Here is a 17,892-nt window from a genome sequence, read left to right as displayed (position 1 = left end):
AGGCGCGCGCAGGCTCCGGCTCATGGCGGCGGCTAGAATGCCAGAGCCGCCTTCGACCGGCCGCGCGCATGATATCCGCCCCACCGTTGCCTTCCCTGCTGGTGAGTCTCCTGCGCGACGTTCCGCGCCGGTACCGCGTGCCCGCGACCCCCGCCGAGGCCGCATCGCCGGACGCTACCCGCCCGGCTGCGGCGCTGGCCATCGCGATCGAGCAGGCCCGCATCGCTGCGCGGGCCGGCGATCCACCGGACGCAGAACGCGAGCAACGCTTCCTGGCCGCGCTCGCGCGCCTGATCCAGGATGCCCTGCATCCCGGGCGGGGCGACCCGGTCTTCCAGGCCATGGTGCTGCGCCATCGCATCCCCGTCGTGCGCGAATTCGCGTCCTTGTCCGCCCAGGCAGCATCGGATCGCCGCGCGATACGCCAGGCGGTGAACGCCATCGCCCACCCCGCCCGCCAGGAACGCACCCCGCCGGGACCGCTGCGCGACACGCTGGCCCAGGTACAGGCCCTGGCATCGGCTGCGGCCTGGCCGGCGCTCAAGGACGCCCTCCAGGCGCTTGCACGGCGCCCCGAGGTGGCCGGGCAAACGCCGCTGGCGCGCGGCGTGGCGCGCGCCCTCGATGCCGCCGCGCTCACGCGCCTGACCCGGCTGGCTGTGCTGGGCACCGACCCCGAGGTACAGACATATCAGGCGCTCTGGGCGCGCAACGGCCCGCGTTCGGGCAGCCAGGCGGCGGCAGCCCAGGGCCGCACCACGCGTGCGCGCGGCGAGGCCGTCGAGGCCTTGACCACCCAGGCGCTGCAGGCCGTGGCACAGCGGCTCGATGCCGCCGAGAACGCCACTGGCGCCTATCGCGTCGTCACCGCGATGCACGTGCCGCCCTCGCTCCCCGGCAACGCCGACACCGCCAAGACCGAATGGGACGCCGTGCTGCTGCGCCGGGCGCCGGCCACCGGACACACCGCCCCGGTGGCCTGGGACGTCTGCCTGCTCGCCGAAGCCAAGGCCTCCGTGGACGCAGCGACCACCGACTTTCCCCGGCTGACGCGCGGGCTGCGGCTGCTCGCCAGCGCCGACGCGCACGCCGACTACCGTTTCCAGACACGGGAAGGCGCGGTCACGCTGCGCGGCGCATCCCTCGCCGCACTGGGCATGCCCGACGATGGCCTGGCGGCCCCGATCCTCTACTGCTGCGACGCCCCTGCCGACAGCGCCCCGCGCCTGCTCGGCGCAGCCAGCCGCATGCAACTGCTGTCCGCGCCGGCCAGCCTGGCATACGCGAGCCGCCTGGCCGAGGGCCAGACGCCCGACACGGACATGCTGCGCGACGTGTGGACGCAGCTACGGAGTTCCGCCGCATGGCGCGGTGTGCTCCAGCAATACGCCGTGCTGCGCACGGTACGCGAGCACATGGTGCATGTCGGCGACCTCGCGGACTGTGCGGCGGAAGTGGCGCGACGTTCGTAGCGCGTCAGCCGGGCACGACGGCGAGTCCGGGGCCGGCGCCGCATCGCCAGCGGATCTCGGCATTCACCGGAGCGCTCTGTCGCGTCGGGCGCAGCGCCGTCGAACTCATGAACGGCACCACGGCTATTGATAGGTTCGTCCACGCAGACTGCCTCCGGCCAGGCATCGGTGCACTTCTTCCTTCAGCAGTTGAATGAAGACCCGCATGGCCCGCGTCAGAGGCTGGCCCGTCGCCGTGGCGATGCCGAGCCGTGCGCTCATGATCTCGTAGGGAATCGGACGCGCCGACAGGTAGCGGTGTCCGACCTCCCGGTATACGGCGCCAAACGGAAGAATCGTGCTGCCCACCCCTTTCTCGACCAGGTGCTTCACGACCGTCACGGAGTGCATTTCCATCAATACCGGACTCACGATGTTTCCTGCGTGAAATGCGGCCTCGATGGTGCGACGCAGCCCGCTCAGGCCGCCCGGCAGGATCAGCTTGAAACGGCTCAATTCCTCGAGCGAGCCGAGGCTGCTGTCATCGCCGTCGCCCCGCCACGCCTCGACGAGGAATAGCTGCTCTTCCAGCAACGGGGCGATCAGCATGTTCGGCCCCCGCCGGATGTCGTACAGAACCGCGCCGCCGATCAATCCGCTTTCCAGGCGCTCCACCAGCAAGCCGCTGGAACCTTCGTACAGATGCAGGGAGACCTTGGGATAACGATGGAGAAAGATCTGCGCCAGCGACGCGCCGATCGTTCCCATGAGCGAGGCCGGCATGCCCACCACGATGGAACCGGTCGGTTGCTCGGATTCCTCCAGCAACAGCTCCCTGACCTCGCTCAGTTGAGCCAGCAGCGGTCTCACCGCCAGGTAGAGCTTGCGGCCGGCGTCCGTCAATGCAACGCCCCTGCCATGGCGATAGAACAACTTCGTATGCAGGTCTTCCTCGAGAGCCTTGATCTGCCTGCTTGCCGCAGACTGCGAAACGCCGAGCTTCATGGCGGCCCGAGAGACGCTGCCCAGATCCGCCACCTGTTGAAAGTACCGTAGTTGCTCGAGTTCCATAACGATCAGAGGGAATCCCGCAAAAGACCAACCGCTGGCGGTATGCGCTATGGACATAGCTGATAGCCGCTACGCAAGCGTCCGCTGACCAGCGTCGCCACTAATCTTACGTCACTTCGGACCCCCCGACGCCGCTCAAGAGAGGAACCCTTCCCGATGTCGATCAGCCGATCCATGCCCGCAGGCAGCGCCATCCAGGCAGCCGCGGTTCCGTTCCTGGAAGACATCTATCAGCGGTATCGCTCGGACCCCGCCTCCGTGCACGCTAGCTGGAATCATGTTTTCCAGTTGGTCGACGAACTGGTCGGCACCGACGAGGCAAGCGGGCAAGGGGCAAGCCGGCATGTCGAGCGCTTGCGTCGCTCCGGCCATCGATCGGCGGCCATCGATCCATTGACGAACGCACCCTCCGCAACCCCCGCCGATGCGGCGCAACATGGCAGGATCGCGGCGGTCGACATGCCGTGCGTCGCCGCCGCAAAGGCCGTCTACTGCGGATCGCTGGGCATCGAATCGGCACATATGGAAAGCGACGAGATCGCCGAATGGATATGGCACGCGGTGGAGTCCGCCGGACCGGTGGACCCGGCCACGCTCCTGCGCGCGTACGAGAAGCTGCTGCGGGCCGACCAGTTCGAACGCTTTCTTGCGCGGAAATTCCCCGGCAAGAAGCGCTTCGGCGCCGAGGGCGCCGAAGCGCTGATTCCGCTTATGGATCGCCTGCTGCGCAATGCCGCCGATGATGGCGTGGACGCAGTGATCATCGGGACCATGCATCGCGGACGGCTGAACCTGATGGCGAACGTCCTGGGCAAGCCGCTGGATGCACTGTTTGCTCAGTTCAAGGGTGCCTTTCCCTTCGCGCAGCGCCAGGAGAGCTGCGCCGATGTTGCCTACCATCTCGGCCTCGAAGCGACCCTCCAAGACACCGGGCTGCGCGTCACGATGCTGCCCAACCCGTCCCACCTCGAGGCAGTCAACACGGTCGTTCTCGGACATGTCCGTGCTCGCCAGGACCTGCTTGCCGCGGCGCACCGCAACAAGGTTCTGGGTATCGTCCTGCACACGGACGCGGCCGCAGCCGGCCAGGGTGTCGTAGCCGAAATGCTGCAGTTGGGCATGCCTCCCGGCTTCTGCACCGGCGGCACGCTACACGTCGTCGTCAACAACCAGCTCGGCTTTACCACGGAGCCCGACGAAGCCCGCAGTTCGCGCTACTGCACCGGCGCCTGGAAGGCTGTCGACAGCCTCATCGTCCATGCCAACGGCGATGACGTGGAGGCGGTCATTCGGGCGGCCGACCTGGCCAGTGGATTCCGTGCCGCTCACGGGCGCGATGCCGTCGTCGATCTTGTCTGCTATCGGCGCAATGGGCACAACGAGATCGACGAGCCCCGCTACACCCAGCCCCGGCTCTATCAACGAATCGATGCCAGACCCACCGCCTTGCAGCAATACGAGAAGAAGCTGCTGGCCGGCGGCATCCTGTCTACGTCCGAGCCTCAGGCGCTCGCCAACACCTATCAGAGGGAACTCGACGCTGCCTATGCGCGTGCGGCTACGTGGCGGCCTTCCTGCGTCGGCGGACAACCTGAAACGCAACAGGCTGCACGGGCAGACATACCCGGCGTCGCCGGGAACGATCTGCGTGCGTTCCTCGGGCACCTGGCGGCGGTTCCCGCCAATATCGCCATCGAATCCAAGCTCGCGCGCCTGGTCCGTCAACGGGGCGAAACCGCCAAGGGCGTCGTCTGGGCGGTCGGCGAAGCGTTGGCGTTCGCCAGCTTGCTCGCGGAGGGAATTCCCATACGCCTCAGCGGCCAGGACGTCGTGCGGGGCGCTTTCTCCCACAGACATTTCGCGCTGACCGACGTCCGGAACGGAACGCGCCACGTCAGCCTGCAGCATCTGCCGGCGGCGCAGGGGACGTTCCATGTCATCAACAGCCCGCTGTCCGAGTACGCGGTGCTGGGCTACGAGTACGGCTACAGCCTGGGCAACGGCAAGGCATTGACCATCTGGGAGGCCCAGTTCGGCGATTTCGCCAACGGGGCGCAGATCATGATCGACCAGTTCATCGCAAGCGGCGAGGAAAAGTGGGGACAATGCTCGTCTCTGGTCATGCTGCTCCCGCACGGCCTGGAGGGCCAGGGCCCCGAACACTCCTCCGCCCGGATCGAACGCTTTCTGCAACTGGCCGCGCAAGAGAATCTGCGCATAGCCATTCCGACGACCCCCGCGAACTATTTCCACCTGCTGCGCCGGCAGGCGCACGACCCGGTTCGCAAGCCACTCGTCGTGTTTGCCCCGAAGACCCTGCTACGGCTGCCGGCAGCCGTCTCGGCATTGCCGGACTTCGCGTCCGGCACGAGCTTTCGGCCGCTGCATATCAGCCTGCCGGAACCTCAGCAACGCGGCATCGAGCGCGTGCTGTTCTGCTGCGGAAAGCTGGCTTATGAGCTCGAACGCGAAAGGCAGAACCGCAACGACCGCTGCACCGCCATCGTTCGGCTCGAGCAGCTCTATCCTCTTCCCGCCGCGGAACTTTCAGCGTTCCTCAGGACGGTTCCGGACGCCGCCCTGATCTGGGTACAGGAGGAACCGGAAAACATGGGCGCCTGGCATTGGCTCGACAGGCGGCTAGAAGCGTTGGCAAGAGCCAGCGGCGTTCGCCAAGCCTCGGTCGGCTACCGAGGACGCCCCGAATCGGCTTCGCCGGCAGGGAGCTTTCACGAACGCCATTCGACACACCAGGCAGCCATCGTGGCATCCGCCTTCGACCAATAACCCGCCGGAACAGAAAAACGACATGAGACACGCCACCAAACGCCAAGATCGGCTGGTCACGCCGACTGTAGATGTACGTCGCCGCCGCGTCCTTCTGGCAGCGGCCGCAGGCGCTGCGCTGGGAGCCGGCTCGTATGCTCCCTTTGCCCGATCGAACACCCCATTGCGGCTAGTCGTCCCCTATGAACCGGGTGGCTCTGCCGACATCGTGGGCCGCGCTGCCGGGCGCTGGCTGAACGAGCGACTGGGCCGCCCCGTCATCGTGGAGAACAAAGGAGGCGCAGGCGCATCGCTGGGTACCGAGGCCGTGGTCAGATCGCCTGCCGACGGAAACACCTTGCTGGTGCATACCGGCACGATCGCAGTGGAAGCAGCGGCGCAGAAAAAACTCCCTTACAACGCCCAGAGAGACCTCGTACCGGTAGCCATGGTGGCCGAGGGCGCGTTCGCCCTGCTGGTGAATCCTCGCGTGCCCGTGAACTCCGTCGCCGAATTGATCGAGTACTGCAAGGCCGCCCCCGGCAAGTACAACTATGCATCGTCCGGGATCGGGACGTCAGTTCACCTTTCCATGGAACTGTTCAAGTCGATGGCCGGCATCAACGTCATGCACATACCCTACAAGGGAGGGGCGCCGTCGCTCAACGCCGTGGCCTCGGGCGAAACCGAGATGATGATGAACCCGCTGGCCACGGCCAAGCCGCTGGGCCTTGACGGGAGAGTGCGCGCTCTGGCTGTCTCCACCAAGAGCCGCACATCCCTGTGGCCCGAACTTCCCTCCCTCGATGCAGCGGGCGTTCCGGGTTACGACACGAGCGTCTGGTATGGGCTATCGGCTCCCGCCGGCACGCCGCAGGACATCGTGGAAGAACTGGCGGCGACGCTCGGCGCGTCCGCATCCGAGCCCGCCAACAAGACCTGGCTCAACGCCCAGGGCCTCGAGCCGGTCGGCGATAAACCGGCTGAGTTCAAAGGCAAGATCGAACGCGAGATTCAAGTCTGGGCAACGCTGATCAAAGAATCGGGGTTGAAGCTCGAATAGGCGCAACGCGCCCATGACGCTCCTGCCGGCACGCCGATATCCGGAGAAAGAAATGTCCGATTTTCCCAAGGCTGTCACCATCAACGAGGAAGGCCCCCGTGAAGGCTTCCAGATCGAACCCGGTCCCATTCCGACTTCCCGCAAGATAGACCTCATCGACGCCCTTGCGAGCACCGGGCTGCGCCAGATCCAGACCGTATCCTTCGTGCCGCCCGCCAACGTCCCGGGCATGGCGGACGCCGATGCCGTCGTGGCGGGCATCGAACGCAGACCAGGGGTTTCCTACACCGCGCTCTGGCTCAACGAGCGCGGACTGCTGCGCGCGCTGGCGAGCCGCAAGCTGGACGTGTTCGGCACCATCGGCCTGTGCCCTTCGCCGGGCTTTCTGATGCGCAACCAGAAGCGCACGCCCGAGCAGAACCACGAAGCGCAACGCAAGATACTGCAGATGTACCGGAACAACGACGTGCCGGTTCGCCGTGGCGGACTGATGGCGGCGTTCGGCTGCAACTTCGAGGGCGACATTCCGGTATCGCGGGTGGTCGATATGGTCGGCCAACTGCTGGCACTGGCGCAGGAAGCCGAAACGGCGCTCGACTACGTGAGTCTGGCCGACACCATGGCATGGGCCACGCCGGCATCGATTCAGCGCGTGGTCGGCGAAGTGCGCAACCGCTACCCGGACCTCCGGCTGTCCCTGCACCTGCACGATACGCGCGGCATGGGCATCGCCAATGCCTACGCCGGCCTGCAAATGGGCGTCGACATGTTCGACGCCGCCGTCGCCGGACTGGGCGGGTGTCCGTTTGCCGGCCACCGTGGCGCAGCCGGCAATGTCTGCACGGAGGACCTCGTCTTCCTGTGCGACGAGATGGGAATCCATACGGGCATCGATCTCGATCGCCTGATCGAGGCGGCCGCACTGGCCGAAGACATCGTCGGACATCCCCTGCCGGGCAGCGTGAAGACCGGCGGCACCCTGCGCAAATATCGTCAAGCCCGACGGGAGGCCGCATGAGCGCCCCCGCCCGGCCGCCCGAAGGGGGCGCTCCCTCCCTCGGGGAGGATGTCGCGCGGCGACAGGAGAGCACATCCGTGAACACGCTCATGCAACAACTGGCGCCTTACATCGGGCTTCAGAGCGAGATCACCATGGCCTGCGATCCGGTGGAAGCCGGCGCGGTGCGGCGCCACGCACAGGCGACCATGGACGAGAACCGCGCGTACGCCGACGACAACGCGCCGTGCCGATATGCAACGCCCGTGGCGCCGCCGCTGTTTCCGTCGCTGATGTTCCGCCGAGCGTTCGGGGCGCCGGACCCGGTGCAGATGCGCGCGCAGGACCCTCATTACGACGGGAGCGTGACGGCCGGCTCGAACGGGCTGCCTTCCCTGGCGCCGCTGCACGGCTATGGCGTGCTCAACGGCGGCGCCGAGATCGAGCTTTATCGATACGCCCGCCATGGCGAACAGGTCTGCACGCGGTCGCGCTACGCGGACATCCGCGAAAAGGAAGGCCGCAAGGGCCCCATGGTCGTGGTGATTGTGGAGAACGACTACAGCACGGCGGCAGGCGAGCTGCTGCTTCGCGTCAAGCGCACCTACCTTTGGAGCCGCAAGTGAACTACGAAGACGTGCATCCCGGGCTGGAACTGGCCCCCTTGACCAAAGGCCCGCTGGGGGCCGTGCACCTGATGCGCTGGTCCGCCTCCATGGAGAACTGGCACCGCATCCACTACGACCACCTTTTCGCCGTGCAGCACGACAAGCTGCCCGGCGTTCTGATCAACGGTTCTCTGAAGCAGCAGTTTCTGGTCCAGTTGCTGCGGGACTGGGCCGAGCCCGACGGTTGGCTATGGAAGATCCGCTTCCAGTTCCGCGCCAAGAATCTCGTGAACGAGACGTTGCAGGCTTGGGGGCGCGTCACGGCCACGTCCCGCTGCGCCGAGTTCGGACTGGTACACCTGGATATCGGCCTGCGCAACGAAAACGGCGAGGAGTCGACACCCGGCGCCGCCGTCGTTGCGCTGGCCTACCGCGGCGGCCCTCCCGTGCCGTATCCGTTCGTGGCGCCGGCGGGGGCCGCATGAAAGCCGCTCTGACTCGCGACCTCGCCGCCGCGACCTCCGGCTTGACCTACGAACGGATTCCCCGCGCAGGCATCGAGATCGCGAAACGCGGCTTCATCGATGCCATCGGCGTCATGCTGGCCGGCAAGGACGAGCCATGTGTCTCGATACTCGCTCAAACGCTATCCCCCGCTGCGGGCGACGCCTCGCTTTTCTGGGGGCCGGACAAGGCCCGCGCGCCCGAGGCCGCCTGGATCAACGCCGTCGCGACGCACGCACTGGATTTCGACGACACTGCCCTGTCCGCGCATCCCAGCGCCGTGCTGGTCCCGGCCATCGTCGCCGAGGCCGAACATCTGCGAGCGTCCGGTCGCGACATGCTGTGCGCGTACGTGGCGGGCTTCGAAGCCTGGGCCGACCTCATGCAACGCGAAACCGGCCAATACCATACGAAGGGCTGGCATCCGACCGGAATCTTCGGCTCGATCGCGGCGGCTGCCGCGTGCGCGCGCCTGCGCCGGCTGGACGCCGGCGCGACCGCCGCGGCCCTGTCGCTGGGCGCCTCGCAAAGCGCCGGCATCACGGCCAACTTCGGATCGATGGCCAAGCCCTTGCATGCCGGCCGGGCCGCGCACGCGGGGGTGCTCGCCGCGCGGCTCGCCGCCGCCGGCATGACCGCATCGACCGATGCGCTGGAACATCCGCAGGGTTTTCTCGCCGCCGTATCGCCTGCCGGCGCGGTGAATGTCGGCGAACCCGTGACAGTGGGCCAGCGCTGGCGCATCGTCGAGATCGGCCTGAACATCAAGAAGTACCCGACCTGCTACTGCACGCACCGCCCCATCGACGCCATGCTGGAGCTCAAACAGGCTCATCCGTCCCTGGACCCGGCCCAGGTCGCCGGCATCGTCGTTTCCATGAGCCGCCGCAACGCGAAGGTGCTGCGCAATGCCCATCCCACGACCGGGCTGGAGGCGAAATTCAGCATTGAGTTCGCCATGGCCTGCGCGCTGACGGCCGGGCGGGTCGGCCTGGACGAGCTCGATGACCGCTTCGTGCGCAGGCCGGACATCCAGGGCCTGTTCGAGCGCGTGAGGCTGGTCTTCGACCCGAGGGAAGACCCGGCGACCGGCTATGCGCCACACGACCAGGTGAGCGTGGAACTGCCGGACGGGCGAACCCTGCGGAGCTCGCCCGTGGCCCTCGCGCGCGGCGCGGCCGGCGCACCGCTCTCGCACGAGGAGATCCGCACGAAGTTCATGAGCTGTGCCGCCCGCGCCCTGCCCGAAGCGGCTGCGGCGTCCCTGCACGAGCGCCTGTCGAACCTCGAAGACCTCCGGCTGCTGTGTTCCCCGCCGTGCTCTCCTTAGGCGCAGGCGCCGGGGCCGCGTCCAGCCTTTCGACACTTCCGACTCCACCCCCTCTCGCTTTTCGGAACCTCTCTGATGCAACGCAAGACCGAGCAATCCGCCCCGCCCGCCCAGGGACCGCTGGTCGGAATCAACGTGCTGGAAATAGGCATGCTCTTTGCCGGGCCCATGGCCTCGGCCTACCTTGCCGATCTGGGCGCCGATGTCATCAAGATCGAACCCCTCAAGGGCGATGAAGTCAGGAGAATGGGCCGCTCGAAGAACGACGAACCGCTCTGGTGGCGAGTGACCAACCGCGGCAAACAGTTGGTGGCCGCGGACATAAGACATCCCGCCGGCGCGGCTGTGGTGCGTCGCATCGCAGCGACGGCGGACGTGCTCATCGAGAATTTCCGTCCCGGCAAGCTCGCCGGCTGGGGCCTGGATTACGAAACGCTTTCGGCGCTCAACCCCGGCCTAGTCATGCTGCACATCAGCGGCTATGGACAAACCGGCCCTTACAGTTCTCGCCCCGGCATGGGCACGCTGGCCGAGGCCTTCAGCGGCTTCGCTCACACAACGGGCGAAGCCGACGGCCCGCCGACCTTGCCCGCCTACCCCATCGCCGATGGGGTCGCCGCGATGACTGGCGCCATGTCGGTGCTGGCCGCGCTCGTCAATCGGTCCAGGAACGGCGGTATCGGCGACGACATCGAGATCAGCCTCTATGAACCCATGCTCTCCCTGCTGGGCGCGATGGCCATCGACTACGACCAACTCGGCGTGATCGGCCGGCGGCGCGGCAATCGCTCCACGTGGACGACCCCGCGCAACACCTACCAGAGCTCCGACCACCGCTGGATCGCAGTCTCGGCCGCGGCCAACTCCGGCGCCAGGCGTCTTTTCAATGCCATCGGCCGATCCGACCTGGCGGCGCGACCCGATCTGCAGACCAATCCGCAGCGCATGCTGAAGCTGGCCGAATGCGACGGTGCCGTCGCCGACTGGGTACGCCGGCACACGCTGCAGGAAGTGCTGGACGTTTTCGAGCGGGCGGGCGTGGTCGCCGGCCCCGTCTATGACGTCGAACAGCTCTTTACCGATCGCCACGTGATCGAGCGCGAGACCTTCATCGAGATCGACGACGCCGTGCTGGGCAAGCTGCGGATACAGGGGGTCGTCCCCCGCTTTCGCCGTGCCCCGGGCAAGGTCAGATGGCCCGGCCGCCCCAAGGTCGGCCAGGACACCCGGGAGATTCTGGCCCGCTTCGACTACTCCGATGACGAGGTGGAGCAACTGCTGCGGGAAGAGGCCATCAGGCTTTGAAGTAGCGCAGACGGAAACCAGGCATTCCGACGCAAGGAGAAAACACTCATGGATTTCGCTTTCAGCGCAGAGGAAGAGTCGCTGCGAGCCTCGGTGCGCAGCTTCATCCGCGAACACATCACCGACGACGTGCGCAGAGAACTTGCCGACGCGCACGCCGGGCGAGGCAAGGGCCCTGCACTGCTTGCCGTGCAGGATGCGATCTTTCGTCGCGGCTGGCTGGCCATCAGTTGGCCCAAGGAATACGGCGGACAGGGGGGAAGCCTCGTCACCCAGTACATTGTGGAAGAGGAGTTCATCCGGGCTTGCGATATGCGCGTCGGCGGCGGCGGCACGGGGGGACCCGCGGTGCTGGCTTGCGGCACCGAGGAGCAGAAGCGCGAGTTCCTGCCCGGCTGCGCCCGCCTGCAGATCAGCTTCTGCCAGGGCTATAGCGAGCCGCACTGCGGCACGGACCTGGCGGGAATCCGCTGCCGTGCGATTCGCGAAGGCGATGAGTACGTCGTCAACGGCCAGAAAATCTACACCACCAACGCTCAGAACGCGACGCACATCTTTCTGCTTGCCCGCACCGATCCTGAGTCGCGCCGGCAAGCCGGTCTGTCGGTGTTTCTCGTGCCCATGGACACGCCCGGCATCACCGTCCGGCCCTTGTGGACGATCCAGAACGAGCCCCAGGCGCCGCCTCACACCACCTACGGAGAGGCGCGCACCAACGAGGTGTTCTTCGACAACGTGAAAGTGCCCGCGTCCTGCCTGCTGGGCCAGGAAGGCGACGGTTGGAACGTGACGCAGCGCGGCCTCAACCTGGACCGGGTCGGCGCATGGCGATACCTGATGTCGGTCCGCAGGACCGAGGATGTCGTGAACCTTCTCAAGTCCGGTGACGCCGCCGTCGGGCACCTGAGCCATGACCCCGCCGTACGCGACAAAGTGGCAGATCTCTGGACCGAGGCGCAGATGTGCCGGCTGATGACGATGCGCAGCCTTTCCATCGCGGCGCGCGCCGGCAGTTTCAGCTACGAAGGTTCGGGAGAAAAAGTCGCGGGGCCCGAACACGGCGTGCGTGCCACCGAAGCGATCGGCCAGATTCTCGGCCCGCATGCCGAACTGCTGAACGGATCGCCGGGCGCCATCGATTCGGGAGTCTTCGCGCACAACCTCCTGGGCGCATTCCAGTCCACGGTCAACCACGGCAGCGTCCAGGTCATGCGCGATCAGATCGCACGCAAGGGCCTGGGCATGCCCAGGCCAGCCGGCGTGGCAGGAACGCGGGCAGCCAGGGTTTGAACATTCAGGGAAAAGCGAAGATGGACGTCTTGTTGGATGAACAGGAAACACTCGTTCTGGAAACCCTCAGGAGCTTTCTGTCGGTGGAATGCGATCCGGCCGTGGTAAGGGATGCCGAACGGAACGAAAGCGGGTATTCGGCTTCTCTCTGGAAGACATTCGCCGCGCTGGGCTGGCTGGGCCTGTCGCTACCTGAACGGTACGGCGGCCAGGCCCTGCCACTGACCTACGCGGCCCTGCTCTTCGAGGAGCTGGGCCGCCATATCGCGCCGCTGCCGGTGCTTTCCACGCTTGTGCCGGCCCTGCTCATCGAGAAATACGGCAACGCGTCGCACAAGGCCGTGCTGTCTGCCGTCGTCAGCGGCGAGATGATCCTGAGCTTCGCAGTACAGGAGCAGTCCGGCCGGTGGTCGCCCGAAGGCATCGCCATGACCGCGCAGCGCGATGGCGACGCGCTGGTGCTGTCCGGGCGAAAATGCTTCGTCGCCGATTTTCAGAACGCTACGCATTGCCTGACGGCGGTCCGCGTCGAAGAAGCGGGGCGGGCCCCCGGGCTGGCGCTGGTTCTCGTGGACACCGCGGCCCCCGGCATCCAGGTCGAGCGCTTGCGGCCGCTCGCCAAGGATCAGGAATGCTGCGTGGCTTTCGAGCGTGTGCGCGTACCCGCGGAACGCCTGCTCGGTGCAGGGCAGGCAGCGCTCGACGACCTGATGGATTACGCGGCGGTGTTCACGGCCTGCCAGATGCAGGGCGCCGCCCGCAAAGCGACGGAACTCGCCGCCGCGTATGTTACGCAGCGCGAGGCCTTCGGCCAGCCCATCGGGGCCTTTCAGGCGATACAGCATCTGGCGGCCGACATGCTCAATGCCGTCGATGGCGTGCAGCTTCTCAGCCGGGAAGCCGTATGGCGCCTCAGCCAGGGGCTGCCTGCACGGATCGAAGTCGCTCAAGCCAAATCCTTCGCCAACGAGAAGTGCCTCATGGCTTGCCGTTCCGCGCAACAGATGCATGGCGGCATCGGCTTCATGGCCGAATTCGACATCAACCTCTGGTACCGCAGAACGGCGTCCTGGGGATTGCGCGCGGGGTCGACCTACGAGCACAGGCGGCTGATCTCTCGTGCGCTGCTCGACACGCCGGGCCCGGTGCGGCTGGGCGTCGCTGCGCACGCCTCGGCCTGATCCCCCGTATACTCGCGCCCCAAGAATGAACGCGGGATTCGCAGGCGGAGCACAAGCGCGTGGTGGTCACGGAATGGAGGCCCTCCGTCTGGGGGCGGCTCATCGCCAGGGCGGCGCCATGGCGGCTGCGCCTGACGGAGCAGATGCTCGAGCTTCTGGTCGACGGGCAAGCGCACGCCGCCCCGCTCACGGAAGCCTCGCCGCTGCACCTGCGCCGCGGCATGGTCTGGACGACGCTGACCCTGGACACGCCGCACGGCCGGCGCGTCCGTGTGCGCGGCCTGCCCAATCGCATGGCGCAGGAGCTCGAAGCGGCGCTTGCCGCCGCCGTCCTGGCCCGGGGCCGCATTCGCCAGTTCAAGGAAGGCTACGCGCGGGTCAAGGCCTGGATGGACGAGGCCTTCAGCCAGATGAAGCGTGCCGAGACGCAGCGCCGCTGGTTCACGTCCGAGCAGCAGCAGGCCCTGCTCGAGCGCAAGTCGCATCTGGGAATCGACGCCGCACACCTGCAGCAACTGCTGAAGGACGCCGGGGTTGCGGCGCTCCTGGCCGACGGCCCGGACGATACCCGCAGGCACCTGCGCGCCTGGGACGGCGATTGGCCCAAGGCGTGGTCGGAACTGAACGAACGGCATGTCCAGCGCGAGCTTGCCGAATGCCGCGAGCTGTTCGACCGCCTCGAATCCAGACCCTTGTCGGAAGAGCAGGCGCGGGCGGCCACCTGCTTCGACAACCGAGTGCTCGTGGTCGCTGCCGCCGGTTCCGGCAAGACCTCGACGATGGTGGCCAAGGCTGCGTATGCGGTGCATCGCGGGATCGCGCGTCCGGAGCGCATCGTCCTGCTGGCGTTCAACAAGCGCGCCGCGGACGAGCTGCAGCGACGCGCCGACCAGGCGTTCGAACGCGTCGGCATGGCAGACGCCGGCGTCGAGGCATCGACCTTCCACGCGCTGGGGTTACGCATCATCGCAAAGGCCACCGGCACCAAGCCCGACGTGCCGAACTGGGCGGTGGACCCGGCCCTGGGCATCGGGAAGCTGACGGCACTGGTCGATGGGCTCAAGGACGGCTCGAGCGAGTTCCGCACGAACTGGGACATGTTCCGCACGGTATTCCGCGCCGACCTGCCGCCCTTCGGCGCGCCGACCCAGCCGGACGCCTGGGACCGCGATGGCAAGGGGTACATCAGGACGCTGCGCGGCGAAAGGGTGCGCAGCCGGGAGGAGTGCATCATCGCGGACTGGCTCTTCTACAACGGTGTGAACTACGAGTACGAAAGGCCCTACGCGCACGCCACGGCGAACGCGCACTACCGCCAGTACCGTCCCGACTTCTACTATCCGGACATCGATCTCTACCACGAGCATTTCGCGCTGGATGCCCAGGGCCGCGCCCCCGCCGCCTTCGATCGCTACGAGCAAGGCGTCGCCTGGAAGCGGGAGCTGCATCGGGCCCGGGGCACGCATTTGATCGAGACCGCTTCGCACCAACTCCGATCGGGAACGCTGCTCGCGCACCTGGCCCGCGAACTCAGCGCGCGCGGCATCGTGCTGGCCCCCAACCCCGATCGCCCGGTTCCGCCCCGTGGCAAGACGCCGGTGGCGACGCCCGAACTCGTCGGACTGATCCGCACTTTCATCAGCCACGCCAAGAGCAACGGCCTGTCCCCGGCCGCGCTGCGCCAGCGGGTGGCGGCCCTGCCCGAAAGCGCCTTCAATGTGCGCTACCGGATGTTCCTGGACATCGCCCTGCCCGTCATGGCCGCCTGGGACGCGGCCCTGGCCGCCGACGGCGGGATCGACTTCGAGGACATGCTCAATGCCGCGGCCCGGCACCTGGAGACGAGCAGTTGCGACTCGCCCTTCGATGTGGTGCTTGCCGACGAGTTCCAGGACGCCTCCAACGCCCGTGCCCGGCTGTGCCGGGCGCTGGTGCGCGCGCCGGGCCGCCATCTGTGCGCGGTCGGCGACGACTGGCAGTCGATCAACCGCTACGCCGGGGCGGACCTGTCGGTCATGACCCGCTTTCATGCTTTCTTCGGGCCCGGGCAGACGCTGAAGCTCGAGCGAACGTTTCGCTGCCCGCAAGCGCTATGCGACCTGTCCAGCCGCTTCGTGTCGAAGAACCCCGCGCAGATCGGCAAAGCGGTACGCTCGGATGCGCCATCCCGGGAGCCGGTCGTCCAGGCGTTCGAGGTAGCCGGCAGGGCCCAACTGAGCGAGGCCATCGACGACTTCCTGCGCCGGCTGTGCGAGCGCATCCGGCGCGAGACGCACGCGGGGACCGACGCCACACAGCCTGCGTCCGCCATGCTCCGCAAGAGCCGCCCCGCGTCGGCCGAGCCGTCCAGGAAGTGCTCGGTATTCGTGCTCGGGCGCTACCACTCGGATGCTGCCTACCTGCCGACGAACTGGCGCTCGCGCTACGGGAAATGGCTGGAACTCGGTTTTCTTTCCATTCACCTCGCCAAGGGCAGCGAGGCCGACTATGTGATCCTGCCTGCCATGCTCGGTGCCGAGCGCGGCCTGGGCTTTCCCGACACGCGCCAGGACGACCCGGTGCTTGCCCTGGCCATGCCGAGCGCCGACGCCTACCCCGACAGCGAAGAGCGCCGGCTCTTCTACGTGGCGCTGACCCGCGCGCGCCGTTCGGTCGCCCTGTTCACGGTCAAGGGCGAACGCTCGCGCTTTCTGCGCGAACTGGTGTCCGAACATCGGCTCACGGTGACGATGCTGCACACCGACGCGCAGGCTGACACCGCCTGCCCCGCCTGCGGCCAGGGCGTGATCGTGACGCGCACCGGGGCGTATGGCGACTTCGCCTGCTGCTCCAACTACCCGGCTTGCGAATACAAGCCTGCGGGCGCACGGCGCGCTCGCGCCTGAGCCCGGCGCGCCAGCCTGCCGGGCGCGCTCATTGCTATATACGCCACGCACGCGATCCGCGGCGCTCGCCCTCCCGGCCCTGCCCCGTTGCAGGCCTGGCGGGCGGCACGCGGGCCGCAACTGCAGCCCGTGACGGACGCCGGCCGGCAGCGGTATGGGTGAATGCCCGCCCGCTCGGCACGGCTTTCCGTCGCTCACGGGGAGTAGCCGGGGCCTCACAGGCTCCCGCAGCGCCGTCAATACGGTGATCGCCGCTCCATGGGAGCGGCGTCGCCCGGCGCCGCGGACCGCAGTTTCTGCGGCTGGCGAGACCGGAGGGGGTTTCGTTCAACCTAACCGAAAGATACAGGTCTCGTCATGATCTCAACCGGCACACCGCTGCTGTGGTCGCTGTTTGCGGCCTTCGTCATCATTGCCCTGCTCATCGACTTCTTCGCGATGAACCGCCAGGGCGCCCACAAGGTCTCCATGCGCGAGGCCGCCATCTGGTCCATCATCTGGGTAGCCACCAGCTTCGTTTTCGTCGGCCTGCTGTGGTGGTGGCTGGGCGGCATGGGCGATGACCCCACGGCCCGCGCCGTAGCCAACGACAAGGCGCTGGAATTCATCACCGGCTACGTGGTGGAAAAGGCCCTGGCCGTCGACAACATCTTCGTCTTCCTGATGTTGTTCACCTATTTCGCGGTGCCCGCGGAATACCAGAAGCGCGTGCTCATGCTCGGCATTCTCGCCGCGCTGGTGCTGCGCGCCATCCTGATCCTGATCGGCGCGTGGATGATTGCGCAGTTCCACTGGATTCTCTACGTGTTCGGCGCGTTCCTGGTGTTCACCGGCATCAAGATGTGGTGGGCCGCCGGCCAGGAACCCGACCTGGACAACAACCCGGCCCTGAACTGGCTGCGCCGGCGTGTGCGCATCTCGCCGGACTACGACGGCGAACGCTTCTTCACGCGCATCGACGGACACAAGGTGGCCACGCCGCTGCTGATGGTGATCCTGTTGATCGGGATCATCGACGTGGTGTTCGCGGTGGACTCGATTCCGGCGATCTTCGCCATCACCACCGACCCGTTCATCGTGCTCACCTCCAACGTGTTCGCGATCCTGGGCCTGCGCGCGATGTACTTCCTGCTGGCCAGCCTGCACGAGCGCTTTCATCTGCTGCCCTATGGGCTGGCGCTGGTCCTGGTGCTGATCGGCACGAAGATGCTGCTGATCGACCTCTACCACATCCCGGTGCAATGGTCCTTGCTCGCCACCGCCCTCATCCTGGGCGCGACCATGGTGCTGTCGCTGCGCATCCCGCCCAAGCCGGGCGTGAGCACGGGCAGCGCCTACCCGTTCAGCGCAAAATCCTCACAGCGCAATCGCAAGGACGAGCCGCCGCGTTGATGCGGGTGCGGGGGGCTGCCGCTGTTGCGCCGGCCAGGGCAGCCGGCGC

The 17,892-nt window shown here is 67.1% G+C and carries 13 protein-coding genes; 12 read left to right on the top strand and 1 reads right to left on the bottom strand.

Annotation, left to right across the window (positions count from 1 at the left end; all coding sequences use genetic code 11):
* The first annotated feature begins 68 nt into the window (after window positions 1-68).
* A complete protein-coding gene (locus FOZ76_RS09530; protein ID WP_342781871.1) occupies window positions 69-1,472 on the top strand; it encodes a 3-deoxy-D-arabino-heptulosonate 7-phosphate synthase in 1,404 nt (467 codons plus the stop codon).
* A 123-nt stretch (window positions 1,473-1,595) separates the two neighbouring features.
* On the opposite strand, the gene FOZ76_RS09525 is transcribed toward FOZ76_RS09530, so the two are convergent.
* The gene (locus FOZ76_RS09525; RefSeq protein WP_143947921.1) at window positions 1,596-2,522 is read right to left on the bottom strand and encodes a LysR family transcriptional regulator; all 927 of its coding nucleotides are present in this window, start codon (window positions 2,520-2,522) and stop codon (window positions 1,596-1,598) included.
* Window positions 2,523-2,678: 156 nt separating this feature from the next.
* Between FOZ76_RS09525 and FOZ76_RS09520 the strand changes: the two genes are divergently transcribed.
* From FOZ76_RS09520 to FOZ76_RS09470, 11 genes are all read left to right on the top strand, one after another.
* Window positions 2,679-5,309, top strand: a complete 2,631-nt coding sequence (locus tag FOZ76_RS09520) for a 2-oxoglutarate dehydrogenase E1 component (RefSeq protein ID WP_143947920.1) — start codon at window positions 2,679-2,681, stop codon at window positions 5,307-5,309.
* Between the two features lie 22 nt (window positions 5,310-5,331).
* Entirely contained in the window at window positions 5,332-6,351 is a 1,020-nt protein-coding gene (locus tag FOZ76_RS09515) for a tripartite tricarboxylate transporter substrate binding protein (protein WP_143947919.1), read from the top strand.
* Between the two features lie 52 nt (window positions 6,352-6,403).
* On the top strand, window positions 6,404-7,369 hold the full coding sequence (locus tag FOZ76_RS09510; protein WP_143947918.1) for a hydroxymethylglutaryl-CoA lyase: 966 nt from the start codon (window positions 6,404-6,406) through the stop codon (window positions 7,367-7,369).
* A 77-nt stretch (window positions 7,370-7,446) separates the two neighbouring features.
* Window positions 7,447-7,974 (top strand): FAS1-like dehydratase domain-containing protein, encoded by a 528-nt coding sequence (locus FOZ76_RS09505; protein WP_170235369.1) that lies wholly within the window; start codon window positions 7,447-7,449, stop codon window positions 7,972-7,974.
* Entirely contained in the window at window positions 7,971-8,441 is a 471-nt protein-coding gene (locus FOZ76_RS09500) for a hotdog family protein (RefSeq protein ID WP_143947916.1), read from the top strand. The genes FOZ76_RS09505 and FOZ76_RS09500 overlap by 4 nt, the downstream gene beginning before the upstream one ends.
* A complete protein-coding gene (locus FOZ76_RS09495) occupies window positions 8,438-9,790 on the top strand; it encodes an MmgE/PrpD family protein (protein ID WP_143947915.1) in 1,353 nt (450 codons plus the stop codon). Before FOZ76_RS09500 ends, FOZ76_RS09495 begins: the two co-directional genes overlap by 4 nt.
* Before the next feature lie 75 nt (window positions 9,791-9,865).
* Window positions 9,866-11,095: a CaiB/BaiF CoA transferase family protein gene (locus FOZ76_RS09490; protein WP_143947914.1), complete on the top strand. Its 1,230-nt coding sequence runs from the start codon at window positions 9,866-9,868 to the stop codon at window positions 11,093-11,095.
* A 48-nt stretch (window positions 11,096-11,143) separates the two neighbouring features.
* Window positions 11,144-12,385, top strand: a complete 1,242-nt coding sequence (locus tag FOZ76_RS09485; RefSeq protein WP_143947913.1) for an acyl-CoA dehydrogenase family protein — start codon at window positions 11,144-11,146, stop codon at window positions 12,383-12,385.
* A complete protein-coding gene (locus FOZ76_RS09480) occupies window positions 12,382-13,566 on the top strand; it encodes an acyl-CoA dehydrogenase family protein (protein WP_143947912.1) in 1,185 nt (394 codons plus the stop codon). The genes FOZ76_RS09485 and FOZ76_RS09480 overlap by 4 nt, the downstream gene beginning before the upstream one ends.
* A 59-nt stretch (window positions 13,567-13,625) precedes the next feature.
* On the top strand, window positions 13,626-16,451 hold the full coding sequence (locus FOZ76_RS09475; RefSeq protein ID WP_246129392.1) for a UvrD-helicase domain-containing protein: 2,826 nt from the start codon (window positions 13,626-13,628) through the stop codon (window positions 16,449-16,451).
* A gap of 357 nt (window positions 16,452-16,808) precedes the next feature.
* Window positions 16,809-17,843 (top strand): TerC family protein, encoded by a 1,035-nt coding sequence (locus FOZ76_RS09470; RefSeq protein WP_143947911.1) that lies wholly within the window; start codon window positions 16,809-16,811, stop codon window positions 17,841-17,843.
* The last annotated feature ends 49 nt before the right edge of the window (window positions 17,844-17,892 follow it).

Origin of the sequence: Verticiella sediminum (assembly GCF_007558815.1) — a bacterium.
Lineage (GTDB): Bacteria > Pseudomonadota > Gammaproteobacteria > Burkholderiales > Burkholderiaceae_B > Verticiella > Verticiella sediminum.
This window is presented reverse-complemented; position numbering and strand designations above follow the sequence as displayed.